Here is a 26,184-nt window from a genome sequence, read left to right on the forward strand (position 1 = left end):
AAGACGTCCCGTGCTGCGCGGCCCGGCCGATTTCTTAACGGAGATGTCCACGCCGGCTGTGGCTTCCCGGTGCCAGTGAGAATGCCGCACTTCAGTATGGGCGGATAGCTGCGGGCCCCTCGCTGCGCTGTTAGTTTGTCTGACCGGAAATACTTCGTCACACCCGGCATCAATCGACATTTCGCGAAACGAGATTGGCGCATCTCGACCATCTTTGACGGGCATCACCGATTCCCGTGGGCGTGCCGACAGGTGCGGCGCGCCGGAGACTTCCATTTCGAAAGAGCGTCGATGATGCGTCTGAGACTGCCGGGCTTGCTTGCCCTGATGTTGCTGGCCATGCCCGTTTCGTCGCTGCCCGATAGGGCGGTGGCGGCGCCCGCCGTGGCTGCGAGCTCGATCACCGTCGAGGGCAACAGGCGCATCGAGGCCGACACCATCCGCTCCTACTTCAAGCCGGGAGCTGCCGGCACGCTCGACGCCGGCCAGGTCGATGACGGGCTCAAGGCGCTGGTCGGGACCGGGCTGTTCGCAGACGTGAAGATCGAGCAGCAGGGCGGCCGGCTGATCGTCCGCGTGGTCGAGAACCCCGTGATCGGCCGCGTCGCCTTCGAGGGCAACAAGAAGGTCAAGGACGAGCAGCTCACGGCCGAAGTGCAGTCGAAGCCGCGCGGCACGCTGTCGCGCCCGATGGTGCAGTCCGACGCGCAGCGCATCGCCGAGATCTACCGCCGCTCCGGCCGCTACGACGTGCGCGTCACGCCCGAGATCATCGAGCAGCCCAACAACCGTGTCGACCTCGTCTTCACCGTGGAGGAGGGCGCCAAGACCGGCGTCAAGTCGATCACCTTCGTCGGCAACAACGCCTATTCGGCGGCGCGGCTGCGCGACGTGATCAAGACGCACGAATCGAATTGGCTGAGCTTCCTCGGCAACAACGACATCTATGATCCCGATCGCGTCGAGGCCGATCGCGACCTGATCCGCCGCTTCTACCTGAAGAACGGCTATGCCGACGTCCAGGTCGTGGCCGCGCTGACCGAGTACGATCCGGAGAAGAAGGGGTTCCTGGTCACGTTCCAGATCGAGGAAGGTCAGCAATATCGCGTCGGCTCGGTGCAGTTCCAGTCCAGCGTCGCGGCCCTCGACGGCAACACGCTGCGGGGCTATTCGCGTGTCAGTGTCGGTGCGCTGTACAACGTCGAGCAGCTCGAGAAATCGGTCGAGGAGATGCAGATCGAGGCCTCGCGCCGCGGCTTCGCCTTCGCGGTCGTGCGTCCGCGTGGCGATCGCAACATGGAAGCGCACACCGTGGCGATCGTGTTCTCCGTCGACGAGGGGCCGCGCAGCTATATCGAGCGCATCGTGATCCGCGGCAACACCCGTACCCGCGACTACGTCATCCGCCGCGAGTTCGATCTCTCCGAGGGCGATGCCTATAATCGCGCGCTGGTCGACCGCGCCGAGCGGCGGCTGAAGAACCTCGACTTCTTCAAGGACGTGAAGATCTCGGCGGAGCCGGGCTCGTCCAGCGACCGCGTCATCCTGGTGGTCAACCTCGAGGAAAAATCCACCGGCGACTTCTCGATCTCCGGCGGCTATTCGACCACCGACGGTGCACTCGCCGAGGTGTCGATCTCCGAGCGCAATTTCCTCGGCCGCGGTCTCTATGCCAAGGCGGCCGTCACCTACGGGCAATATACCCGCGGCGTGTCGCTGTCCTTCGTCGAACCCTATCTGCTCGATTACCGCATCGCGCTCGGTCTCGACGTCTCCTATCGCCAGCAACTCGCCAACAGCTACACCAGCTACGGCACGCGCACCGTCGGCTTCAGCCCGCGGCTCGGCTTCCAGCTGCGCGAGGACCTGTCGTTGCAGCTGCGCTACTCGCTGTACCGGCAGGAGATCACGCTGCCGTCCTACCTCGCGAACTGCAACAACAACTCGGCCAACGGGCTGCTCGCCTTCAACCCGACGCCGGCCTATATCCAGAGCGTGCTCGGCGGCGTGGATCCGACCAATTCGACCAGCTCCGGCGTCTACGGCTATGGCTGCTACGGCGACGGCGAGTCGAGCCTGGCGGTCCGCAAGGAGCTGAACGACGGCGCGGCGCTCACCTCGGCGCTCGGCTACACCTTGACCTACAACACGCTCGACAACACCAAGAACCCGACCGACGGTCTCTTGATCGACTGGCGCCAGGACTTTGCCGGCGTCGGCGGCAATGTCAGCTATCTGAAGTCGGCGGTGGACGCGAAGTACTTCACGCCGCTGGTGGCCGATATCGTCAGCGTCATCCATCTCCAGGGTGGCGTGCTGAACAAGATCGGCGACAAGGACCTGCGCATGCTCGACCACTACCAGATGGGTCCGACCTTGGTGCGCGGCTTCGCCTCCAACGGCATCGGCCCGCGCGACATCACCTATCGCAGCTTCGGCGTCACCGGCGACGCGCTCGGCGGCACCAAATATTGGGGCGCCTCGGCCGAGCTGCAGATGCCGTTCTGGTTCCTGCCCAAGGAAGTCGGCCTGAAGGGCTCGGTCTACGCCGATGCCGGCTCGCTGTGGGGCTACCAGGGCCCGACCTCCTGGGCCGCGACTGGCGAGGTCAATACGTCGACCTGCAAATGCGCGATGCAGTATGACGACAGCAAGGTCGTCCGCTCCTCCGTCGGCGTCGGCCTGATCTGGGCCTCCCCGTTCGGCCCGCTCCGCTTCGACTACGCGGTGCCGCTGTCCAAGGGCAAATACGACGTCGTGCAGGAGTTCCGGTTCGGCGGCGGCACGTCGTTCTGAGGCGAGGTGCACGCGGGATCGTCGAGTTCGCTCCAGCCAGGCTCTCCGCCGTCATCCCCGGGCGCGCGCCGCGCGAGCCCGGGATCCATGACCACAGGCCGTGGTGAGACGGCAGGTGGTCGACATCGTGCGACCCACTGCGGACACGGCGTATGGATTCCGGGCTCGTGCTGCGCACGCCCCGGAATGACAGTGGTGAACGTCGTTTTCAGCATCCCCCTCACGCGCAAACTGCCCGTCGTGTTAGTTTGTCGCAGCATCGGGCCTTGTGCCGTCGGGCAAATCACCTGCACATTTCCGCGCGTCCCTGCTGCCGCATGAGGGGCGTGTCGCGACCGTCACGAGACGTTGGCAGTGGGATGCGATGGGCGTGTGTCGACGCAGCGTGACTTGGTTGCGCGGACGAACGGCGAGGCACGCACGGTCAAGTCGCGCGGTCCTGACATCCCGACGCTGATGTCAAGCGGGTGCCGGCACGTCTGCGTGTCGCGCTCGTGATGGTGGCCAGCAAGCCGGCGCACCAGGGAGAACGCGAAGCAGCCGTTAAAACCATTGCGCGGGGAAGGCCGGGTGTTCTCGGCCAGACCTGTGGTACCTGCCGCCTGCATTTTTTTCCGCAGGCGGGCCACGGGCGCGGCCAGCGCCCGGCCTTCCCCGCGCCCTCTGTTTTGAAGAGGGCGGTGACTTTCAGCACAACTCGGGCGCATCGTGTCGCGAGAACGTCTCCGCATATTTGACTGTCATGCCCCGCCAAAGCGGGGCATCCAGTACGCCGCGGCCTATGGATTCCATCACTGGCGTCTCGGAGTACTGGATCGCCCGGTCAAGCCGGGCGATGACGCCGAGGGTGGCGATCGATCCTTCTCACTCCCTGTTCGCCGGCGTCTGGATGAAACCCCGATTCCACGTCGGGCTGATCAGGATCTCGTTGACGCACACCCGCGGCGGCATGTTCGCGACGAACGCAATCGTCCGGCCGAGGTCCTCCGGCTGCAGCATGCGCGCCTGCTCCTCGGCGCTCGGCACCACCGGGCGCTGCTCCAGGATCGGGGTCGCGACCTCGCCCGGCATCAGGCAACAGGCGCGCAGGCCGTTCGCACATTCCTCCATGTTGAAGGAGTGCGTCAGCGCCAGCACCGCGTGCTTGGTCGCGGTGTAGGCCGGGCCCGGCATCTTCGAGACATGGCGGCCGGCCCAGGACGAGACGTTGATGATGGTGCCGTCCTGCTGCTTGCGCATCGCCGGCAGCACCGCCTTCATGCAATACAGCACGCCGTTGAGATTGATCTCGACCAGCTGGTTCCAGCCCTCGAGCGTCATGTCGTCCCAGCGCCGGCGCGGCACGTTCACGCCGGCCGAATTGACCAGGAGATCGATGCGGCCGTGACGCATCAGGATGGCGTCGGCAGCCGCCTGCACGTCGGCGGCCTTGGCGACATCGAGCACGGCGGCCTCGGCGGCGCCGCCATCGCCTGCGATCCGCGCCACCACGGCATCGAGCGCCGCCTTGCGCCGGCCCGACACCACGACGGTCCAGCCATCCGCGGCCAGCGCCAGCGCGCCGGCCTCACCGATCCCGGTGCCGCCACCGGTGATCCACGCGACCCGTTTCCCCTTGGTCATTTCCTTGCGTCTCCCGTTGCCTTCGAAAGGGCGTTTTTGCTAAGGCAGCCTCGATCAGAGACGGCAATCCAGGCGACGCCGCCGCTGCCATCCGCCGTCCCGGCCCTTTTCGTCTTCGTCGAGCGCGTTGTTCCGCCGGCTGATACAGCCGGCCCAGCCGCGCTCTTGAGGGGAATGTTTGCATGAACCACGCCGCCAACGCCAATCTGTTTGCCCGCCTGTTCGACGGCCTCGACGATCCCAGCCGCCTGGCGATCGAGACCCATGACGGCCAGCGCATCTCCTATGGCGACCTGGTCGCGCGCGCCGGGCAGATGGCGAACGTGCTGGTGGCGCGTGGCGTCAAGCCGGGTGACCGGGTCGCGGCGCAGACCGAGAAGTCGGTCTCCGGTCTGGTGCTTTATCTGGCCACGGTCAGGGCCGGCGGCGTCTATCTGCCGCTCAACACGGCCTATACGCTCAACGAACTCGACTATTTCATCGGCGACGCCGAGCCGACGGTCGTGGTGTGCGATCCGGCCAAGGCCGAGGGCATCGGCGCGCTCGCGGCCAAGGTCGGCGCCAAGGCGGAAACGCTGGATGCGTCGGGCAAGGGCTCTCTGACCGAGGCGGCCGACAAGGCCGACAGCGCGTTCACCACCGTGCCGCGCACATCGGACGATCTCGCCGCGATCCTCTACACGTCCGGCACCACCGGCCGCTCCAAGGGCGCGATGCTGTCTCATGACAACCTCGCCTCGAACTCGCTGACCCTGATCGACTACTGGCGCTTCACCAGGGACGACGTGCTGATCCACGCGCTGCCGATCTATCATACCCACGGCCTGTTCGTGGCCAGCAACGTCACGCTGTTCGCGCGGGCGTCGATGATCTTCCTGCCGAAGCTCGACCCGGACCTGATCATCAACCTGATGGCGCGCGCCACGGTGCTGATGGGTGTGCCGACCTTCTACACGCGGCTGTTGCAGAACCCGCGGCTGTCGAAGGAGACGACCAGCCACATGCGGCTCTTCATCTCCGGCTCGGCCCCGCTGCTCGCCGACACCCATCGAGAGTGGTTCGCGCGCACCGGCCACGCCGTGCTGGAGCGCTACGGCATGACCGAGACCAACATGAACACGTCGAACCCGTATGACGGCGAGCGCGTGCCCGGCGCGGTCGGCTTCCCGCTGCCCGGCGTCTCCGTGCGCGTCACCGATCCCGAGACCGCCAAGGAGCTCGCGCGCGACGAGATCGGCATGATCGAGGTGAAGGGCCCGAACGTGTTCAAGGGCTACTGGCGGATGCCGGAGAAGACCAAGTCGGAATTCCGCGACGACGGCTTCTTCATCACCGGCGACCTCGGCAAGATCGACAGCCAGGGCTACGTCCACATCGTCGGACGCGGCAAGGATCTCGTCATCTCCGGCGGCTTCAACGTCTATCCGAAGGAGATCGAGAGCGAGATCGACGCCATGCCGGGCGTGGTGGAATCCGCCGTCATCGGCGTGCCGCATGCCGATTTCGGCGAGGGCGTCACCGCCGTCGTGGTGAAGCATCCGGGCGCCGACGTCAGCGAGGCCGGCGTGCTCAAGGGTCTCGACGGCCGACTCGCCAAGTTCAAGATGCCCAAGCGCGTGTTCGTGGTCGACGAGCTGCCGCGCAACACCATGGGCAAGGTGCAGAAGAACGTGCTGCGTGATCAGTACAAGGACATCTATACGAAGTGACGACGGCTTAACGCCGTCGCGCGATCGCGAGACCTGCGAGTGCGGCCAGCGGCGGCGCGGCGCAGATCAGCACGAGTTCGAGCACGGCGAGCGATGCGATCTCGTGCTGGATGGCGAGCGCGGCACAGGCCGCGAACAGGCCGGCGGCGGTGAAGCCGAGCACGCAGGTCAGCGGCTCCTCGGCGGGCTCATGCGAAGACGCCTTGCGCGCCGGCAACGCAGCCGGGCGTTCGGTCGTCGTCGGCCGTACCGTGGGAACGGGCATCGGACCTCCCTCGCATGCGCCGTTTTCCCGGCGTTCCCGCGCAGCCTAGGCCGCTTCGTCGAACGCCGACATGCGACAAAATGGACCGGCCGAGAGGCCTGTGCGGGACGGAGGAACGCCCGCGGGCGGGTGGCGATTGGCCTCGGCGGCGCGTGGTCGGGAGGTCGGAGGCCTCGCTCGGGTCCCGCGAATCCATCCGATCAGGTTTGCAGATTCAGCGGCCCCGACAGCCGCGCCTCGGCGAAACCGGGGAGGCCACGACCGTAGTTAAGCGGTGAATCAATGCTCCACGATCTACGTTATTTTAGGGTCCGGGAATGCAGAGCGCAGCGGAAGCGAGGGAATAGAGATGAATCTTAGTTCGCTGCATCGGGAGGCGCCCCCTTCTGGTATGCCACGGCGGCCATTGATCCTTTCTTCACCTGTCCCGTAACATTGAATCGCCGTTCGGTTTCGAGGCATTTGTCCGTTGCAACACCTGTTCCTTCTCCGTAAATAAAGGCCGCCTTGCCGATCCACACGGCCGCAAGCCCCTTCCGTTCACGGCCCACAAGAAATCATCAAAGCAACCAATGACAGCCAGGATCGAACGACCGCTTTCGCCGCATCTGCAAACCTACCGCTGGACGCTGACGATGATCCTGTCGATCGTCCATCGCGCCACCGGGGTTGCACTATATTTCGGGACGCTGCTGCTGGCCTGGTGGCTGATCGCCGCCGCATCCGGCCCCAGCGCCTATTCCTACGTCCAGGGCTTCATGGGCAGCTTCCTCGGCCGTCTGATCGTGTTCGGCTACACCTGGGCGCTGCTGCACCACCTGTTGTCCGGCATCCGCCACTTCGTCTGGGACCTCGGCTACGGCTTCAAGGCCAACGAGCGCGAGGCGCTCACCTGGGGCGCCCTGATCGGCGGCATCTTCCTGACCGTTCTGGTGTGGATCGTGGCTTACGCAGTGGGAGGCGGCCGATGAGCAACGCACGCGCGAAATCGATGCGGACCCCGCTCGGCCGCGTCCGCAATCTCGGTGCGGCCCATTCCGGCACCGGTGATTTCTGGCGCCAGCGCATCACCGCGGTGGCGATGACCCTGCTGATCGTGCCGGTCGTGGTGGTCGTGATCATGCTGCTCGGCCGCAACCAGGCCGGTGCGGCGCAGATCCTCGGCTCGATTCCGATCGCCGTGATCATGCTGCTGTTCGTGATCGCGAGCTGCTGGCACATGAAGATCGGCATGCAGGTGGTGATCGAGGACTACGTCCACAACGAGCCGCTCAAGCTCGTTGCGATCATGGCCAACAACTTCTTTGCGGTGACCGTGGCGCTCGCCTCGATCTACGCCCTCATCAAACTGTCCACTGGAGTCTAGCCCATGGCCGGCGGAGCAAATGGCAGCGCGAACGGCGCGCCCGCGACGAACGGAAAAGCCTACCCGATCGAGGACCACACCTACGACGTCGTCGTGGTCGGCGCCGGCGGCGCGGGCCTGCGCGCCGTGGTGGGCTGCAGCGAGGCGGGCCTGCGCACCGCCTGCATCACCAAGGTGTTTCCGACCCGCTCGCACACGGTGGCGGCGCAAGGCGGCATCTCGGCCTCGCTCGGCAACATGCATCAGGACGACTGGCGCTGGCACATGTACGACACCGTCAAGGGGTCGGACTGGCTCGGCGACCAGGACGCGATCGAATACATGGTGCGCAACGCGCCGGACGCCGTCTACGAGCTCGAACATTGGGGCGTGCCGTTCTCGCGCACCGAGGATGGCAAGATCTACCAGCGCCCGTTCGGCGGCATGACCATGGATTACGGCAAGGGCCAGGCGCAGCGCACCTGCGCCGCCGCCGACCGCACCGGTCACGCGATGCTGCACACGATGTATGGCCAGTCGCTGCGCCATGCGGCCGAGTTCTTCATCGAGTTCTTCGCCATCGACCTGATCATGGACGACCAGGGCGTCTGCCGCGGCGTGATCGCGCTGAAGCTCGATGATGGCACGCTGCATCGCTTCCGCGCCCAGACCACCATTCTCGCCACCGGCGGCTATGGCCGCGCTTACGCCTCCTGCACCTCGGCGCACACCTGCACAGGTGACGGCGGCGGCATGGCGCTGCGCGCCGGCCTGCCGTTGCAGGACATGGAGTTCGTGCAATTCCACCCGACCGGCATCTACGGCTCCGGCTGTCTGGTGACCGAGGGTGCGCGCGGCGAGGGCGGCTATCTCGTCAACTCCGAGGGCGAGCGCTTCATGGAGCGCTATGCGCCGTCCGCGAAGGACCTCGCCTCGCGCGACGTCGTCTCGCGCGCGATGACCATCGAGATCCGCGAAGGCCGCGGCGTCGGCAAGAAGAAGGACCACATCTTCCTGCATCTCGACCATCTCGATCCGAAGGTGCTGGCCGAGCGTCTGCCGGGCATCTCCGAGTCGGCCAAGATCTTCGCCAATGTCGACGTCACCCGCGAGCCGATCCCGATCGTGCCGACGGTGCACTACAACATGGGCGGCATCCCGACCAACTATCACGCCGAGGTGCTGACCAAGAAGGACGGCGACGACAATGCGATCGTCCCCGGCCTGATGGCGGTGGGTGAGGCGGCCTGCGTCTCCGTGCACGGCGCCAACCGTCTCGGCTCCAACTCGCTGATCGACCTCGTGGTGTTCGGCCGCGCAGCAGCGCTGCGGCTGGCCGAGAAGCTGACGCCAAACGGCAAGCAGCCCGATCTGCCGAAGGATTCTGCGGACCTCGCGCTCGGCCGTCTCGATCACTACCGCCATTCGTCCGGCGGTACGCCGACGGCGAAGCTGCGCGAGAGCATGCAGCACGTGATGCAGACCAATTGCGCCGTGTTCCGCACCGGCGAGGTGCTGCAGGAAGGTCACAACCTCATTCACAAGGTGTATGGCGGCATCGGCGACATCGCCGTGTCCGACCGCTCGCTGGTGTGGAATTCCGACCTGATCGAGACGCTCGAGTTTGACAATCTCATCGCGCAGGCGGTGGTGACGATGGACTCCGCGGTCAATCGCACCGAGAGCCGCGGCGCGCATGCGCGCGAGGACTTCCCGGATCGCGACGACAAGAGCTGGATGAAGCATACGCTGGCGTGGATCGACAACAAGGACGGCAAGACCACGATCGATTACCGCCCGGTGCACAACTACACCATGACCAACGACGTCCAGTACATTCCGCCCAAGGCGCGGGTGTACTGAGCCCGTCCGTCATAACCTGAGAAGGCCTATCGAAATGGCTGAGTTCGCACTTCCGAAGAATTCGCAGATCACCGGCGGCAAGACGTGGCCGAAGCCGGCGGGCGCCACCGAGGTCCGCGAGTTCAAGGTCTATCGCTGGAATCCGGACGACGGCAAGAATCCGAGCGTCGACACCTACTACGTCGACGTCAACGATTGCGGCCCGATGGTGCTCGACGGCCTGATCTGGATCAAGAACCACATCGACCCGTCGCTGACCTTCCGCCGCTCCTGCCGCGAAGGTGTGTGCGGTTCCTGCGCGATGAACATCGACGGCCAGAACACGCTCGCCTGCACCCGCTCGATGCACGACGTGAAGGACGGAGCGGTCAAGATCAATCCGCTGCCGCACCAGCCGGTGGTCAAGGATCTGGTGCCGGACCTCACCAACTTCTACGCCCAGTACGCCTCGATCGAGCCGTGGCTGAAGACGACCTCGCCGACGCCGCAGAAGGAATGGCGGCAGAGCCACGAGGATCGCGAGAAGCTCGACGGCCTCTACGAGTGCATCCTGTGCGCCTGCTGCTCGACCTCGTGCCCGAGCTACTGGTGGAACAGCGAGCGCTATCTCGGTCCGGCCGCGCTGCTGCAGGCGACGCGCTGGGTCAAGGACAGCCGCGACGAGGCGACCGGCGAGCGGCTCGACAATCTCGAGGATCCGTTCCGGCTGTACCGCTGCCACACCATCATGAACTGCGCCAAGGCCTGCCCGAAGGGGTTGAACCCGGCCGAGGCGATCGCCGAGCTCAAGCTCAAGCTGGTCGAGCGGCAGATCTAGCCGCCCGGCAGGGTTCGCCCTTGTACCTTCGCGCCCGGAAACGTCATAAGTTCCGGGCGCAGCTGGTTTGTCGCCAGCAACGATTGCGTTAAGCTCGTGGCCTTCTGGGGCCGGAGCGACCGTGCAGACCGCACAACGCAAATCGCTGACGATGCTGCGCTGGATGATGGTCGCATCGCTGGCGTTGCCTGTCGCGCTGTTCCTCATCGCGGGCTATGTATCCTACGGCACGACCTACGAGGAGGCCGACCGCGAGATCCGCCGTTCGCTGGACGTCGTCCACGAGCACGCGCTGAAAGTGTTCGAGACCATCGACCGCAGCCTGTCGGAGATCGATGAGATCGTCCGCGACCTCACCGATGCGGATATCAAGGCGCGCGAGCAGGTGCTGCATGCGCGGCTGCGTCAACTGTCGGACGCGCTGCCGCAGCTGAAGTCGGCCTGGGTGTTCGACGCCCACGGCCGGCCGCTGGTCAACAGCATGCTCTACCCTGCACCGGACATGTCGTTCCTGGACCGCGACTACTTCGATGCCCATGTCAAGGAGAGCGTCGGCACCTTCATCGGCGCGACCTTGACGCCGCGCTCGCCCTACCAGGGCGCAGCCTTCTTCAGCATCAGCCGCCGCCGCCAGTCCGACGACGGCAGCTTCATCGGCATCATCCAGACCTCCGTGCTGCCCGATTATTTCGAGCACTTCTATGCCCGCATCGGACGTGCCCCCGGCAGCTACTTCGCGCTGCGGCGGTTCGACGGTCTCGTCCTCGCCCGCTTTCCGGTGACGGAGCGAAGCGCGGGCCCGGCGCCGCACGACATCCCGGCCATGGCGGCCGACACCGGCCAGCTGGTGACGGAGACCTCGCCGCTCGATGGGGTCGAGCGCCGCGTCGGCTACCAGCGTCTGGCCGGCTATCCTGTCTACGTCTCCGCCGGATTGGACACGGCGACGATCCGCAACCGCTGGCTTGGCACCATGAGCCGGCACCTGATCTTCGGCATTCCTGCGACGGTCCTGCTGATCATCTTCCTCACCCTCGCACGGCGGCGGACAGAGCACTTCTATGTCGAGGCCGCCCGGCGCCTGGAGGCCGAGGATGCACTCAGGCATGGCCAGCGCATGGAGGCGCTGGGTCAGCTCACCGGCGGCGTCGCGCACGACTTCAACAACCTGCTCACGGTGATCCGCGCCTCGGCCGACCTGCTGCGCCGCCCCAACCTGCCGGACGAGCGGCGGCAGCGCTATATCGACGCGATCTCGGACACCGTCGCGCGGGCGTCCAAGCTGACCTCGCAGCTGCTGGCCTTTGCCCGCCGCCAGACCCTGAAACCCGAGGTGTTCGACATCGGCCGCAGCGTCGTCACCCTGCGCGACATGACCAAGACCCTGGTCGGCTCGCGCATCGAGGTCGTGACCTCGGTGCCGCCCGAGCCCTGCTACGTCAATGCCGATGCCGGCCAGTTCGAGACGGCCCTGATCAACATGGCCGTCAATGCCCGCGACGCCATGGCCGGCCAGGGAGTTCTCAGCATCGCCGTTGCCCCCGCCTCCGATCTGCCAACTCCCGTCGCGCCGCACGACCGCCCGCCGCTCGGCTATGTCGCCATTGCGGTGCAGGACACCGGCATCGGGATCCCGCAGGACCAGTTCAGCCGCATCTTCGAGCCGTTCTTCACCACCAAGACCATCGGCCACGGCACCGGTCTTGGTCTGTCGCAGGTGTTCGGCTTCGCCAAGCAGTCCGGCGGTGAAATCGGGGTGACCAGCGAGGTCGGCCGCGGCGCCACCTTCACGCTCTATCTGCCGCGGGTGGCGCCTTCGCATGAGCCGCGGAGCGAAGCGGCAGGCCACGCGGTGCCGATCGGCGGGCGGGGCATGTCGGTGCTGGTGGTCGAGGACAACATCGATGTCGGGAGATCGGCGACCGAGGCGCTGGCCGAGCTCGGCTATCTCACCACGCTGGTCGACAATGCCAGGGACGCCCTGGAAGAGCTGGTCGGCGGCGCCAGCCGGTTCGACGTGGTGTTCACGGATGTCGTCATGCCGGGAATGACGGGACTCGAGCTCGCGGAGGAGATTCGCCGGCTCGATCTGAACATTCCCGTCGTGCTCGCGAGCGGCTACAGCCACGTCCTGGCCCAACAGGGCACCAATGGCTTCGAGCTGCTGCGCAAGCCCTACTCCATCGAGGAATTGTCGCGCGTGCTTCACAAGGTCGTCCCGGTGCCGCACCATCGCGCGCCGCCGGTGGCGCCGAATTCGGAGGTGGGTTGACCGGTTGCAAACTGGGAACCCCGACAGGGAACCTTCTACTCAGGCTGCTGTTATTGCGCCATGGGACAGGTCCAGGACACCGAGCGGCCCGCTGTTTCGGAGCCTGCGCCGGCGCCGATCATCGAGATCGCCGCCGAGAATGGCGATCACGTCGAGCCGCCGCCACCGGAGGTCGTCGAGCCCGATCCGGAGCTGACGCCGGAAGAGGCCGAGCAGGTTCGCAAGCGCTATCTGCTCACCCGGTTCTGGATCAGCGCACGCGGCTATTGGGGAAAAGCGGGCGATCGCCTGGCTTGGCCGCTCACGATCGGTCTCCTCGTCCTGATCGTCGGCACAGTCGCGTTCCAATACGGCATTAATGTCTGGAACAGGTCGATCTTCGACGCGATCGAGAAGCGCGATTCCGCGACCGTCTTTCATCTGACCGCAATCTTCTTCCCGCTGGCGATCGGCAGCGTCATCCTCGGCGTCGCGCAGGTCTATGCGCGCATGGCGATCCAGCGGCGCTGGCGCGCCTGGCTGACCAATAGCGTGGTGACGCGCTGGCTCACCAACGGACGCTACTATCAGCTCAACCTCGTCAGCGGCGATCATAAGAACCCGGAATACCGGATCGCCGAGGATCTGCGGATCGCGACGGACTCGCCCGTCGACTTCGTGGCAGGCGTGAGCTCGGCGCTGCTATCGGCCGTGACGTTCATCGTCGTGCTCTGGACCATCGGCGGTGCGCTGACGCTGCACCTCGGCGGCACCGAGCTGACCATCCCGGGCTTTCTCGTGATCGCGGCGATCGTTTACGCTGCCATCGCCTCGGGCTCGATCATGACGATCGGCCGCCGCTTCGTGCAGACATCCGAGGACAAGAACCAGGCCGAGGCCGACTTTCGCTACACCCTGACGCGCGTGCGCGAGAATGGCGAAAGCATCGCGCTGCTCGGCGGCGAGACCGAGGAGCGCGCCGGCATCGACAGGACCTTCGGCAACGTGCTGCAGCAATGGGCGCGGCTCGCCGGCCAGCATATGCGCACCACCCTGGTCTCGCAGGGCTCGAGCCTCATCGCGCCCGTGGTGCCGCTGCTGCTGTGCGCGCCCAAATTCCTCGACGGCAGCATGACGCTCGGCCAGGTGATGCAGGCGGCGAGCGCGTTCACGATCGTGCAGACGGCCTTCGGCTGGCTCGTCGACAACTATCCGCGGCTCGCCGATTGGAACGCCTGCGCTCGCCGTATCGCCTCGCTGATGATGTCGCTGGACGCGCTGGAGCGCGCCGAGCGGGGCGATGGTCTCGGCCGCATCAAGCGTGGCGAGACCACGGGCGAGGCGATGCTGACCCTGAATGATCTGTCGGTGACGCTCGACGACGGCACCGCGGTCGTCGGCGAGACCGAGGTCGTGGTCGATCCCGGCGAGCGACTGCTCGTCGCCGGTGAATCGGGGACGGGCAAGAGCACGCTGGTGCGTGCGATCGCCGGCCTCTGGCCGTGGGGCGGCGGCAGCATCAACTTCCACCCCGACCGCCAGCTGTTCATGCTGCCGCAGCGGCCTTACGTCCCCTCGGGCAGTCTCCGCCGCGCCGTCGCCTATCCGGGCGCCGCCGAGGACTGGAGCGTGGACCAGGTTGGAGAAGCGCTCCACAAGGTCGGCCTCGATCATCTCAGGGATCGGATCGAGGAGGAGGCGCCATGGGACCAGACTCTGTCCGGCGGCGAGAAGCAGCGTCTTGCCTTCGCACGCCTGCTGCTGCACATGCCCGACATCGTCGTTCTCGACGAGGCGACGTCCGCACTCGACGAAAAGAGTCAGGACCAGATGATGCAGATGGTGACGGGCGAGTTGCCCAAGGCGACGATCGTCAGCGTCGCGCATCGCGCCGAGCTCGAGGCTTTCCACAGCCGCAAGATCGTGCTGGAGCGGCGCAAGGGCGGCGCCAAGCTCGTCAGCGACATCGATCTCATTCCCCGCAAGGGCAAGCGCCGCCTCATCGGACGCTTCCTGCGCCAGCGCAAGGCGGTCTGACCGGCACGGAGACGTCGGCAGGCCTGGCGCGAGCCGGAGCGCCGTCGCGGTGACACCACAATGCGGCCATCTCGGCTGCATTGGAGTCGGCGGCAAAACCGGCTATCACTCGGCGCCCTCATTCCAGGACCCGACCTTGACGCCCGACAACGATCCTTCTCCGGCCCCTTTCGGAGCCTTCGCACCCAATGCCGCGCAGGCCCTGGTGATCCGGCTGGCGCATGGTTCGGGGCTGAAGCGCGGTGCATTCCGACCGATGCTGACGCGGCTCGTCAACCTGCTGCGGGCCGGACCGCTCGACGTCGACTATCAGGGCGCCAATTTCCGCTTCCACCATCAGGTCAGCGCGACCGAGCGCGGTGCGCTGTTCAATCCCGACTACAACCGCGAGGAGCTCGACTTTCTGCGCAGCCACCTTCCGGAGGGAGGCGTCGCCGTGGACGTCGGCGCCAATGTCGGGACATTCGCCTTGCCGCTTGCGCGTCACGTCGGGCCGCGCGGTCGCGTGATCGCGATCGAGCCGCATCCGGTGACCCATGCGCGGCTCAGCTTCAACCGCAATGCATCCGCGCTGGCCCAAGTCACGCTGGTCGCCGCTGCGGCGGGTGACAGCGACGGCGAGGTCATGATCGAAACCGACGGCGACAATCTCGGCGCCAGCCACGTCGTGACCGGCACCGCCGGCGGCGAGGCCTTCAGGGTCCCGTCGCTGCGGCTGCAGGCCATCCTCGAACGAGCCGGTGCAACACAGCTTGACGCGCTGAAGATCGATGTCGAGGGCTTCGAGGACCGCGTGCTGACCTGCTTCTTCCGCGACGCGCCCTCCGCGCTGTGGCCGCGGGCCATCGTGATCGAGCACTTGTCGCGCGACGAGTGGCAGAACGATTGTCTCGCCGACATGATCAGCCGCGGCTATCGCGAGGTCGGCCGCACGCGCAGCAACACCCTCCTCCTGCGCGACTGAGTCAGAGGGGATTCACGTCAGTTCCGCGGCACATGCCGGAACATCGCGGGGCTGCGCGGCGTTGACGTTCCTGATCATTCAGGAGCGAATCATGAGCACCGACGACATGCGCGATCAGGATCGCGTCTGGGACCTGATGAAGAAGATCGGCTTTGCCATGCTGGTCACCCGCGACGGTGACAGGCTGCGGTCGCGACCGATGAGCGCCTATCTCGCCCGCGACGAAGGCATGATCTACTTCCTCACCGATGCGCGGCATCACAAGGATGAGGAGATCGCGCGTTCGCCACAGGTGAACCTGGCCTTCGCCGATGCCGGCAGCCAGAAATACGTCTCGCTGACCGGCACCGCGGCCATCTCCAACGATCGGGCCAAGATCCGCGAGCTGTTCACGACGACGGCCAAGGCGTGGTGGGACAGCGCCGAGGATCCGAACATTCGCCTGCTGCGAATCACGCCTGATGACGCCGAGTTCTGGGATTCGCCCGGCACGGTCGTGAGCTACGTCAAGATGGCCACGGCTGCCGTGACCGGCACGCGGCCCGATGTCGGCGACAATCGCAAGGTCGCGATGTGATGCCGATCGAGCCGCCAGAAATCCCGCCTGCAACGCCCGGGCACCCCGTCGAGCCGCCGCCCGAGGAGCCGGTCGGCAACCCCAGCCCGGAAGTGCCGCCGCCGGTCCATGAGCCGGATACGCCGGCGCCGCCGCGTGAGCTGCCGGGACAGGCACCCGACGAAATACCCGGCCGTGGCCCGCTCAGTCCGACCACGCCCAATCCGGTCACGGATTGACCGCGATTGAACCGTGATCATGATGGACAAGAGAGAAGGCCGGCAGCGCGCCGGCTTTCTTCGCGTGGTGTTCCGCCAAGCCTTTGAAAATCAAGACTGAATGAAACATGAATGGCTCCGGTCCGGCGACCGGCTCGCGTCGAAATAAATCCCCTCGCGGGTTTGAACTGCGCCACAATCCAGCCTAACGCATAAACGTTGATCACTCCGTGCTTCAAAAAGAACGTTTCGGGAAACCAGGACACATGAGCAAACTTCGCGTTCTGCTGCTTGCGACGACCGCGCTGTCGGCGATGCAACTGACGAACTCCGCATCCTACGCGCAGAGCGCGCCCATGATCATGGCCCAAGGTCCGGGCGGGCCTGGCGGAGAGGTCGGTCCCGACGGTCGACCGAAGCAGCCGCAGCAGGGCCAGCCGCAACGTCAGGGGCCTGGCGCTGCGCCGCCGGCAGCACCTCCGCATCAGGCGCCTCCGCCGCCCGCTGCCGCGCCGCGCCCGGCGCCGCCTCCGCCGCCCCCACCGCCCGCTGCTGCACCGCGCCCAGCCCCGCCTCCGCCGCCCCCGCCGCCGCCGGCGGCCGCTCCGCGGCCGGCTCCTGCGCCGCCCCCGCCGCCTCCACCGCGCGCTGAACCGCCGCGTCCGGCTCCTCCGCCCCCGCCGCGTGCGGAGCCGCCGTCACGTCCCACACCGCCGCCGCCTCCGGCCGCCGCTCCGCCGGCACATTCGCCGGCACCGCCGCCCGTGGTGCCGCGTGAGCCTGCGCGTCCGACGCCACCACCGCCTGCCGCCGCGCCGGTCACGCCGCCTGCTCCCGCACGGCCGACCCCACCGGTGCCGCCGGCTGCGACTCCGGCGCCGCCGCCTGCCCCCAACGCGGCTCCAGGTCCGCGGCCGGGTTCGCCTCCGCCGCCCCCTCCGGCCGCGGCCGCGCCGCCGCATTCGCCGCCTCCGGGCGCCGCACCCTCGCCGCAGCCGTCCCCGGGCCAGACTCCGCCGCCCCCCGGCGCCGAGCCGCGTCCGGGCCGGCCGGGTGCCGGCGGACCGCCTCCGGGCGCCCAGCCGGGTGGCCCACCGCCGCGCGGCGCGCCGACGCCGCCGGCTGGAACGGTGGCGCCTGCACCGGGAACGCCGCCGTCACCGTCCCCGGCAACGCCTCCGGCAGCCCAGACGCCTGCGCCAGGCACGCCGCCGGTCGCCGGCAATCCGCCACCGGGCGGACGTCCCGGCACGCCTCCGGGCGGCCCCGGCGCACCCCCGCCGGTGGCAGGACCTGGCGCGGCCGGCCCCGGTGGACCGGGCGCTGGACCCGGTGCGGGCCCTGGCGCGCCGCAGGCCGGGCCGGGCGCTGTACCTCCGGCCGGACCGCCGGCGATGTCGAATCGCCCGCCACCGCAAGTGGCTGCGCCGATCCCGGCACCGCCACCGCCGACACCACAGCAGCTGACGCCGATCGCGCCGGGCGCGCCGCTGCAGGGACCGCAGCGCATGGACGACTTCCGCGGCCAGCGCCGCGAGGTCCAGGAAGGGGGCCGCACGCTGATCTACGAGCCGGGCCGCGTCATCGTGCGCGATCCGAGCGGCCAGTCCTTCGTGCGTCACGACGAGTTCGAGCGCTTCCGCTACGGCGCGCGCGACATCCGCGTGGACCGTGAGCGCGGCGGCGAGACCCGTACCGTGGTGATCCGTCCCGACGGCAGCCAGATCGTCACGATCACGGCGCCCGACGGCCGGCTGCTGCGCCGCATCCGCCGCGACATCGGCGGCCGCGAGATCATCATCATCGACAACACCTATCGTGATCCGGCCGCCGTCGGCGGCTTCTATGTCGACCTGCCGCCGCCGGAGATCCGCATCCCCTACAACCGCTACATCGTCGACGCCGAGGAGGCGCCGCCGGATGTCATCTACGACACGCTGATCGCGCCGCCGGTGGAGCGCGTGCAGCGGCGCTACTCGCTCGACGAAGTCCGCTACTCGCCCTCGGTGCGCCAGCTGATGCCGTCGATCGATCTCAACACGATCACCTTCGAGACCGGATCGTGGGAGATCGGGCCCGACCAGGTGGCGAAGCTGCAGGTCATCGCCGACGGCCTCAACCAGGCGATCCAGCGCAACCCGCGCGAGGTCTTCCTGATCGAGGGCCACACCGACGCGGTCGGCAACGAGACCGACAACCTGTCGCTCTCCGACCGCCGCGCAGAATCAGTGGCCACGCTGATGACGCAGCAGTTCGGCGTGCCCGCCGAGAACCTGACCTCGCAGGGCTATGGCGAGCAGTACCTGAAGGAGCAGACGCAAGGCCCGAGCCGCATCAACCGCCGCGTCACGGTCCGCCGCATCACCCCGCTGCTCAACGGCGGGCAGGCCGCCCTGCCGCCGCCGCCCCCGGGCACCGCGCCGCCGCGCTGAGGCGCGACGATTACTCGAAAATGAAAATGGCCGGGAGCGATCCCGGCCATTTTTGTCGGTGACAATCCTGTGGGTGGCAATCCGTCACGTCCCATTCGGTGTCGTCCCTGCGAACTCAGGGACCCATACCCACAGGACCCGGTTTTGCGACGGCTTGCGGCTCCAGCCAGCTCTCACCACGCCAGCCGGTGGTGATGGGTCCCTGCGTTCGCAGGCTGTGTGAAAACTCAAAATCCGAAACGCAACGAGAGTGACATTCTCGATTTCGATTCCAAAGTTGAGTGCGCTTGCAATTCGAGGCGGGGAAACGGTCTCAGACGACAAACTTGTTCTATCGCGATTGACCGCATTCGAGTTTTCACACAACCTGATCCGCAGGGACGACAGTGGTGGACAAGGCTGTCCGCGACCGCCCGACCTCACCCCAGTCCGAGCCGGGCGATGATCTCCTCGACCTCCTGTGCCTCAGACTCCAACCCCATCTTGCGGAACATCGCGACCGACCGCTGCAAAACCTCGCGAGCTTTACCGCGGGTCTCCTCTTTTGCCGCGAAGATTTGGCCCAGCGTGGAGCCGATCACAGCGATCCCGTCGGCCCGACCCAGGCGGAGGAACATCGCGTAGGCTTCGGTCATGCCCTGCAGAGCCTCGCGGACTCTCTCTCGGGCGAGATCGATTTGCGCGATGTTCCAAAGAGTCGCGGCGATGCCCTCGGCATCGCTGAGCTGCTGATAAATGGGCAGCTCTCCGTGTCGCCGCATGTGCAAGGCCTCGTCGAGATCGCCGCGCGCCGCGAGGATTTCAGCGATTTGGCCCGTGGTGACGGCGTGTGAGCGGATATCGCCGAGCTGTTGATAGACAGGTAGCTCTTCCTGTTGCCGGATGCGCAGGGCCTCGTCGAGATCGCCGCGCGCAAAGAGGACACTAGCGATTTTGCCCATGGTGATGGCGCGCTCGCGCATTTCGCCGAGTCTGTTGAAGACGGGCAATTCTTCCTGCTGCCGGATGCGCAAGGCTTCGTCTAGGTCGCCGCGAGCAGCGAGGATGTCGGCGATCTGGCCCATAGCAACGGCGCGCGCGCGGATGTCGCCGAGACTGTCGAAGACAGGCAGCACCTCCTCATTTGTGATCCGCAAGGCTTCGTCGAGATCGCCACGCGTCGCGAGGATTTCGGCGATTTTGGCCATGGTGACGGCACGTGAGCGGATATCGCCGAGTCTGTCGAAGACGGGCAACTGCTCGTGCTGCCGGATGCGCAAAGCCTCGTCGAGATCGCCGCGCGCCGCGAGGATGTCAGCGATTTGGCCCATGGTAATGGCGCGCCCGCGGCTCTCGCCCAGTCTCTCATAGACCGGTAGCTCTTCCTGTTGCCGGATGCGCAAGGCTTCATCGAGCTCGCCGCGACTCGCAAGGATATTGGCAATCTCGCCCCGTGCGATGATTGCGTTCAGCTCATGTCCTGCCATTTCGGCAAGGTTCCTGGCTTGCTCAAACGACGACTCGGCCTCTTCGAGGCGGCCGCTCTGCCGCAATCGTCGCGCACGTTCGAACACGAGCAGGCCGGCCTCGATCGGATCAATCGTAGCGCCGTTTGCTTTCTGCACCTCCAGCGAAGTGACCCCACGTTCGAGCAGTGTATCGGCCGCGGCGCCATCGCCGATGAACGAAAAAGCCCTGGCCGTTTCGCCAAGCAGCCCCCACGGCACGGGCCGATCCTGGGCATCGAGCAGCTCGACCGCGGCCCGGCCGAGCACCGCGGCGACCTCGGCCGAGCTTTGTTGCAGGCTGCGAAGGGCCGAAAATCCGCAAGCGTTGACGATGTCGGCGTCTTCGGCCATCAGCCCAAGCCACGTCAGCTCCAGGTCGCAGGCTTGGGGCCAGCGAGGTTGTTTGCTTGCTCCGCCCCAGGTGCCGAACAGGTCGCGCGCCGCCAAACGGGCGACCGCGCTGCGCTCGTTGGCGTCGAGCGGCGTCAGCCGCGCGGCGACCAGCGCATTCACGGCGAGCGCTCGCATGCTGCTGCCGACCACGTCGTCGTGCGGATCGAGGAGCCCGAGGTCGCGCAGGGTGTCGAGCGATGCCCCCGCCATCACCTTCTCTGCGACCGTCTCGGGCACCGGCAGCGCGAACAGCGTCAGCCGCCGGAGGGCCGCGCGTCCGGCATCGCCGGCGAGATCTAGCAGCGTCTCGATGGCGAGGTCTTCGAGCCATTGGCGGACATCATTGTCCGAGGGCAGCCCGCCTTGCGCCAGCCAGGCCTCCATCTGGTCGAGCGTCTGCGTGGCGTGTGCGATCGTCACCGCCGGCGATAGCACCAGCTTGCGGCCGATCAGGTCCTGCAATCCCGCATTGCCCCGCGCGATTCCGGGCACGCGCGCCAGCAGCGCCGCGCGTTCGGCCACCAGTCTCGCGCCGGCGTCGCGCTCGCGTGCGGTTCGGCCGCTGGTTGCGGCGTCCCGCTGGCGTAGCGCCAGCTTGGCTTGCGCGGCTCCTGACAGCGGCGGCAGCGGCAGGTCGCACAGCTTCTGCTCCAGCCCGTCCAGCACGAAGCGGAAGCGGCTGGTCAGCAGCAGGCGGCTGTTGCCACCGGCGGCGTCGAACGCCGACAGCACGGCGCGCAGGACCGGCGCATGCGTGGCCTTGACGATGTGGTGCCTGCGGCCATCGTCCCATTCCAGGATACGCTCGAGGTCGTCGATCACCAGCAGCACGGGGGCGACGTCCTTGCCGGCCTTGGCGCAGGGGCCGGAGAGCAGCCAGATCAGCTCCTGCTCCAGGCAACTGGCGTCCTCACGCACGCGCTGCGCCGCCGCGCGCACCGCCTCGGCGGCGACGCGGTCGCGCGCCAGCGCCTTCGCCAACGCCTCCATCACGTCGCGCGCGCCGTAATGCTCGAACACCACGGCGAGGCGCAGATCGGGGCGGCGGTTGGCGATCCGCGCCGCCAGGCTCGACTTGCCCAGCCGGCCCATGCCGTGCAGCAGCACGCCGGCATGCCGGCCGTCGCGCATTTCCCGCAGCGCCGTCTGCAACTCGCGTCGCCGGCCGACGAACATCTCGTGCGAGGCCACCGGCACCTGCCGGGCGTGCTTGATCAGGAACTCCTTCTCGCCGTACGTCGTGGGCAGCAGGCTGCGCGGGTCGCGGCCGCCGACGATCGGCCCGCCGCCTTGCGGCCCGCACCACAGCCGCGCCAGATGCCAGTCGCGCCGCCTGGGGTCGTCGGCCGCGGTGTTCAGCAAGGTGCGGCGCGCGTCCGCCACCGCGTCGGGCAGCGGCTTGCGGCCAGCGAGCCCATCATACAGGGTTGCGGCGAAGGCGATCGCGGCGGTGTCGCCGACCGAGCCGTCCCAGCCGAGCACCGCCGGCGCGCCGCTGTCGACCATGGTCTCGGCCAGCGATTGCGCCACCAGCCGGCCCCGCTGTGGCATGGCCTGCGCGGGGCCCGCCGCGGTGAGGCAGGCCGACAGGAAGACGAAGCGCGGCCGGTGCGCCCGCAGCGCCCCGATCAGCACGCCGGCCTCGGTGATCAGCGGATCGCCGGAATCGTCCTCCAGCAGCAGCACGGGTTTCGGATCGTTGTCGCCGTGACAGCAGAGGTGCAGCGCCTGCATCGCTTCCAGCTCGACCATGCGCTCGCCGAGCCGGTCCGGATTGCCGCTCTCCTCGACCAGCAAATCGAGCGCCGTGGTGCCGACCGCGCGCATGATGGCGCTTTCTTCGGCCTCGAAATCGAGCTCACCCTGGCCGCGCGGCGCCGCTGCCATGAAGACGAGGCCGAGACGGTGGGCACCGAGCGGCGGCGGGTCCTGGCGGCGGCCGAGCCGGCGCAGCGGCGAGAAGCCGAGCGGGACGTCGGAGGCGAGGTAGACGCCGTCGCGCGCGAGCAGCTCCCACGGCGCGCGCAGCAGCGCCGCCGCGGCCTCGGACGGGCGGAGCGTCTCGGTCGCGATCTCGAAATGCACCGGGCGCGACGCGCGGTCGAGTAGGTAGCAGAGATCACGCGCGGAGCCGTCGAGGAAGGAGAACAACTCGCGGCCGAGCACCAGCAGGGCGGCGGCGGGATCGTCGCGCTCCACCAGTTTGGCATAGCGCTGCGCGAACGATTTCAGCGCCGCGACCGCATCGGCATCGAGATGCCGCCGCGCGCCGACCCGCTCGCCGTTGCAGATCAGCTCGAAGCCGTCATGGTCGATCGCGATTCCGGTCGCCGTCATCTGCCTGCCCGTCGAGGCTGTGATCTCGCCCATCGCATATTCGGCTGAAACCCGGTTCCGCAGCAAGCAGGAGTTGTCGGGCACGGGACATCGCCTGCCGGAGCATCGGCGCTGCCCGTCGGGCGAATCAACGGCGCGATGTGCTGGCGACCGCTGTCGTTCGTGGCCGCCGCAACGATCAAAAACGCCTGCGCCCGAATGCCGATTTCGCGCTCGTTCTCAACGCGATCGCGTGCACGACATCCGCCTGGCGCAAATTTTCTCTTTCGTTTTTCAGAAATCCGTGCCATCTCCACGCCCATCCCGCCTCACCGAGAGGGGCGTACGCGCGGTCGTCACGATATGCGAGGCGGGGAAGCGGTGGCCGTGTCGGGTTGCAGCGTGGCTCTGTCGCGCGGACGAACAATTCCGGTGCGGACGTGAAGTCGTGTGGTCCTGGCCTCCCGATGCCGAGGTCAAGCCGATGCGGCGCTGATGCGCGGCGTCGATGACGGGGTCAATCAGCCGGTCCCCGGGGAGAGCACGAAAGAAGCGTTAAACCCATCGCGCGGGGAATGCCGGGATGTCTCGGCTGAACCTGTGGTACCTGCCGCCTGCATTTTTTTCCGCAGGCGGGCCATGGGGGCGGCCAGCTCCCGGCATTCCCTGCGCCCTCGAATGTTCGCGAGGGACCAAGGCGATCATCGCTCGGGCGTCATCACGCCGCGAGAACGACGACGCCTGTCTCGTCCCGATGCTGTTTGACATCTGAAGATGACCGCCGGTGCGAGCGAGCGTCGGCGTGATGATGGTTCGCGAGATGCCGCGAAAGCCGCCGCCGTCATGCCTGCGCCTGCGCAGGTGACGGCAGCAGAGGACGTCAGTCCTTGTCGTGGCCGAGCTGGAAGATCTGCGCGCCGTCCGGGCCCGACAGCAGGCCGGTGTCCGAATAGAGCTTCAGCTTGGTGCGGGTGTCGGTGATGTCGAGGTTGCGCATGGTCAGCTGGCCGATGCGGTCGGCCGGCGTGAAGGCGGCGTCCTCGACCTTCTCCATGCTCAGCCGCTCCGGCTGATAGGTCAGGTTCGGGCTCTCGGTGTTGAGGATCGAATAGTCGTTGCCGCGGCGCAGCTCCAGCGTCACTTCGCCGGTGATGGCGCGTGCGACCCAGCGCTGGGCGGTTTCGCGCAGCATCAAAGCCTGCGAGTCGAACCAGCGGCCTTGATAGAGCAGGCGGCCAAGACGCATGCCGCTGATGCGGTACTGCTCGATCGTATCCTCGTTGTGGATGCCGGTCAGCAGCCGCTCATAGGCGATGTGCAGCAGCGCCATGCCCGGCGCTTCGTAGATGCCGCGGCTCTTCGCCTCGATGATACGGTTCTCGATCTGGTCGCACATCCCAAGGCCATGGCGGCCGCCGACCGTATTGGCCTCCAGGAACAGCGCGACGGGATCGGTGAAGGTCTGGCCATTGAGCGCGACCGGCTGTCCCTCCTCGAACCGTACCACGACGGTCTCCGGCTTGACCGCGCAGTCCTCGCGCCAGAACGGCACGCCCATGATCGGGTTGACGATGCGGATGCCGCTGTTGAGGTTCTCGAGATCCTTGGCCTCATGGGTGGCGCCGAGCAGGTTGCTGTCGGTCGAATACGCCTTCTCGGCGCTCATCTTGTAGTCGTAGCCGTTGGCGGTCAGGAATGCCGACATCTCGGCGCGGCCACCGAGCTCGTCGATGAACTGCTGGTCGAGCCAGGGCTTGTAGATCTTCAGGTTGGGATTGGTGAGCAGGCCATAGCGATAGAATCGCTCGATGTCGTTGCCCTTGTAGGTCGAGCCGTCGCCCCAGATGTTGACGCCGTCCTCCTTCATCGCGGCGACCAGCATGGTGCCGGTCACGGCGCGGCCGAGCGGCGTGGTGTTGAAGTAGGTCGCGCCGCCGGTCGAGATGTGGAAGGCACCGGACTGGATCGCGGCGATGCCCTCATGCACCAGCTGGGTGCGGCAGTCGACCAGGCGCGCCTTCTCGGCGCCGAAGCTCATCGCCTTGCGCGGGATCTCGTCATAGTCGGACTCGTCCGGCTGGCCGAGATTGGCGGTATAGGCGAAGCAGCGCGCACCCTTCTGCTTCATCCAGAGCAGCGCCGCGCTGGTGTCGAGGCCGCCGGAAAAGGCAATGCCGACTTTCTCGCCCTTGGGAAGGCCTTTGAGGATCGTGGTCATGGGGAGTCCAACCGGTGTTGAGGGCTGCGCCGTTCAGAAATTCGGGCGCGGATAGCAGATTTCGCCCCGCTGGGCACGCGATTAATGTCGCAGGAGCCGCGCTCAGGCCGCGGGGCTGGTGTCCGGCTGGCGGCGGCCGAACAGGCGGCGCATCAGGCGGAAGCCCGGCATGGCAAAACGAGTCAGCGCGGCATCGACGCCGGCATCGGTCAGGCGCGTGGACGGCCAGCGGTAGATATAGCCGTGCAGCAACCAGATCACGAGGAAGGTGACGAGCCCGGCGGCGGCAATGTCGGTGAAGAAGTGGCCGCCGAACGCCATCCGCAGCACCGAGGTGGCGAGGCCGAACAGCACGGCGGCGCCGTAGGCGACCGGCCGGATGGCAGGCGGGGTGAGCGCGGCCGGCGCCAGCGTCCAGAATGCGGTGGCGCCTTCGCCGGAGAAGAACGAGCAGTTGCGGCCGCAGCCGCCGCGCGGATCCCAATATGGCACGAACTGCATGTCGCCGCCGAACTCGGTCACGACCACCGGGCGCGGCCGGCCCCAATAGGATTTGAAGGTGAAGTTGGTGAGCACGCCGGCCGACAGCGACAGGGTCAGCAGCAGGAAGGCGATGGTGCGGCCCTTCACCAGCAGCGGCCGGTCGGGACGGATCAGCTTCACGGCCAGCGCGACGATGGAAGGCAGGGCAATGCCCCAGGCAATCCACATCGCGGCGTCGCGCGCGAACGAGGCGGTGCCGTCGAGCTTCACGGGAAAGCTGCGGGTATGGGGATCGTAGAACAGCGCGGCAAGCTTGAGGTCGAGCTCGGGATAGACGCCGAACAGCACGCCGATGACGAGCGCGAGCGACAATGCGATGAAGAGGCCGTTGCGGTTCATGACGCGCGGTTT

The 26,184-nt window shown here is 67.1% G+C and carries 17 protein-coding genes; 12 read left to right on the forward strand and 5 right to left on the reverse strand.

The genetic code is table 11. The features are described 5' to 3' along the window. Window positions 1-291 precede the first annotated feature (291 nt). Window positions 292-2,796, forward strand: coding sequence for an outer membrane protein assembly factor BamA (gene bamA, locus QX108_RS18240; RefSeq protein ID WP_315781066.1), 2,505 nt, complete (start codon window positions 292-294; stop codon window positions 2,794-2,796). An 864-nt stretch (window positions 2,797-3,660) separates the two neighbouring features. Here the strand turns inward: bamA and QX108_RS18245 are convergent. Beyond that, window positions 3,661-4,419, reverse strand: coding sequence for an SDR family oxidoreductase (locus QX108_RS18245; RefSeq protein ID WP_315781068.1), 759 nt, complete (start codon window positions 4,417-4,419; stop codon window positions 3,661-3,663). A gap of 182 nt (window positions 4,420-4,601) precedes the next feature. On the opposite strand from QX108_RS18245, the gene QX108_RS18250 reads away from it, so the two are divergent. Next, on the forward strand, window positions 4,602-6,128 hold the full coding sequence (locus tag QX108_RS18250) for a malonyl-CoA synthase (protein ID WP_315781070.1): 1,527 nt from the start codon (window positions 4,602-4,604) through the stop codon (window positions 6,126-6,128). A gap of 7 nt (window positions 6,129-6,135) precedes the next feature. Here the strand turns inward: QX108_RS18250 and QX108_RS18255 are convergent, their stop codons facing one another. Further along, window positions 6,136-6,393, reverse strand: a complete 258-nt coding sequence (locus tag QX108_RS18255; protein WP_315723327.1) for a hypothetical protein — start codon at window positions 6,391-6,393, stop codon at window positions 6,136-6,138. A 572-nt stretch (window positions 6,394-6,965) separates the two neighbouring features. Here QX108_RS18255 and sdhC point away from each other — a divergent pair. The 10 genes from sdhC (at window position 6,966) to QX108_RS18305 (ending at window position 18,876) form a co-directional block, all read left to right on the forward strand. Then, entirely contained in the window at window positions 6,966-7,364 is a 399-nt protein-coding gene (gene sdhC, locus QX108_RS18260; protein ID WP_015663402.1) for a succinate dehydrogenase, cytochrome b556 subunit, read from the forward strand. 20 nt (window positions 7,365-7,384) lie between these two features. Beyond that, window positions 7,385-7,759 carry a succinate dehydrogenase, hydrophobic membrane anchor protein gene (gene sdhD, locus QX108_RS18265; protein WP_172113083.1) on the forward strand — a complete coding sequence of 125 codons (375 nt, stop codon included), beginning with the start codon at window positions 7,385-7,387 and terminating at the stop codon, window positions 7,757-7,759. A gap of 3 nt (window positions 7,760-7,762) precedes the next feature. Further along, window positions 7,763-9,601 carry a succinate dehydrogenase flavoprotein subunit gene (sdhA, locus tag QX108_RS18270; protein WP_172113060.1) on the forward strand — a complete coding sequence of 613 codons (1,839 nt, stop codon included), beginning with the start codon at window positions 7,763-7,765 and terminating at the stop codon, window positions 9,599-9,601. Window positions 9,602-9,635: 34 nt separating this feature from the next. Then, window positions 9,636-10,418, forward strand: coding sequence for a succinate dehydrogenase iron-sulfur subunit (locus QX108_RS18275; RefSeq protein WP_172113059.1), 783 nt, complete (start codon window positions 9,636-9,638; stop codon window positions 10,416-10,418). Between the two features lie 121 nt (window positions 10,419-10,539). After that, window positions 10,540-12,690 (forward strand): ATP-binding protein, encoded by a 2,151-nt coding sequence (locus QX108_RS18280; protein WP_315781073.1) that lies wholly within the window; start codon window positions 10,540-10,542, stop codon window positions 12,688-12,690. A gap of 60 nt (window positions 12,691-12,750) precedes the next feature. Further along, window positions 12,751-14,706, forward strand: a complete 1,956-nt coding sequence (locus QX108_RS18285; RefSeq protein WP_315781075.1) for an ABC transporter ATP-binding protein/permease — start codon at window positions 12,751-12,753, stop codon at window positions 14,704-14,706. Window positions 14,707-14,842: 136 nt separating this feature from the next. After that, window positions 14,843-15,670 (forward strand): FkbM family methyltransferase, encoded by an 828-nt coding sequence (locus tag QX108_RS18290; RefSeq protein ID WP_315781077.1) that lies wholly within the window; start codon window positions 14,843-14,845, stop codon window positions 15,668-15,670. 91 nt (window positions 15,671-15,761) lie between these two features. Further along, window positions 15,762-16,247, forward strand: coding sequence for a pyridoxamine 5'-phosphate oxidase family protein (locus QX108_RS18295; protein ID WP_315781079.1), 486 nt, complete (start codon window positions 15,762-15,764; stop codon window positions 16,245-16,247). Next, a complete protein-coding gene (locus QX108_RS18300) occupies window positions 16,247-16,465 on the forward strand; it encodes a hypothetical protein (protein WP_315781081.1) in 219 nt (72 codons plus the stop codon). Before QX108_RS18295 ends, QX108_RS18300 begins: the two co-directional genes overlap by 1 nt. Window positions 16,466-16,710: 245 nt before the next feature. After that, window positions 16,711-18,876, forward strand: coding sequence for an OmpA family protein (locus tag QX108_RS18305; protein WP_315799597.1), 2,166 nt, complete (start codon window positions 16,711-16,713; stop codon window positions 18,874-18,876). A 419-nt stretch (window positions 18,877-19,295) separates the two neighbouring features. Here QX108_RS18305 and QX108_RS18310 read toward each other — a convergent pair whose 3' ends face one another. The 3 genes from QX108_RS18310 to QX108_RS18320 form a co-directional block, all read right to left on the reverse strand. Beyond that, a complete protein-coding gene (locus QX108_RS18310; RefSeq protein WP_315781083.1) occupies window positions 19,296-23,177 on the reverse strand; it encodes a CHAT domain-containing protein in 3,882 nt (1,293 codons plus the stop codon). 775 nt (window positions 23,178-23,952) lie between these two features. Further along, window positions 23,953-25,290, reverse strand: coding sequence for an argininosuccinate synthase (gene argG / locus QX108_RS18315; RefSeq protein ID WP_315781085.1), 1,338 nt, complete (start codon window positions 25,288-25,290; stop codon window positions 23,953-23,955). A 102-nt stretch (window positions 25,291-25,392) separates the two neighbouring features. Continuing rightward, the gene (locus tag QX108_RS18320; protein ID WP_315781087.1) at window positions 25,393-26,172 is read right to left on the reverse strand and encodes a phosphatase PAP2 family protein; all 780 of its coding nucleotides are present in this window, start codon (window positions 26,170-26,172) and stop codon (window positions 25,393-25,395) included. Between the last annotated feature and the right edge of the window lie 12 nt (window positions 26,173-26,184).

It is taken from the genome of Bradyrhizobium sp. SZCCHNR1002, assembly GCF_032381435.1.
GTDB lineage: Bacteria > Pseudomonadota > Alphaproteobacteria > Rhizobiales > Xanthobacteraceae > Bradyrhizobium > Bradyrhizobium aeschynomenes.